This is a genomic window from uncultured Cedecea sp. (assembly GCF_947498825.1).
In the GTDB taxonomy this organism is placed as follows: Bacteria; Pseudomonadota; Gammaproteobacteria; order Enterobacterales; family Enterobacteriaceae; genus JGM124.
The window spans coordinates 1-225 of record NZ_CANMLV010000099.1; the positions used below are offsets into that span (position 1 = coordinate 1).

A 225-nucleotide genomic window follows, 5' to 3' on the forward strand; every position below is an offset into this window, starting at 1 on the left:
GGGATCTCAAAACGTATTGTTAACCTTGCCGTTGCCTGGGTGGGGCATATTCCCGGCGGGCTGGGTTATGTGGTGGTGTTTGCGGCACTGATTATGGCCAGTCTTTCCGGCTCCGCGGTGGCCGATACCGCAGCCCTGGCTGCGATGTTGCTGCCCATGATGAAAGCCGGAGGTTATGATCCGGCACGCTCCGCCGGGCTTATCGGTGCCGGGGGCGTTATCGCT

At 60.9% G+C, this 225-nt stretch carries 1 protein-coding gene; it reads left to right on the forward strand.

Annotated elements, in window-relative coordinates; translation table 11 throughout:
* Nucleotides 1-225, forward strand: a 225-nt coding sequence (locus tag Q1A40_RS23095; protein ID WP_300006116.1) for a TRAP transporter large permease subunit, incomplete at both ends; no start/stop codon positions are given.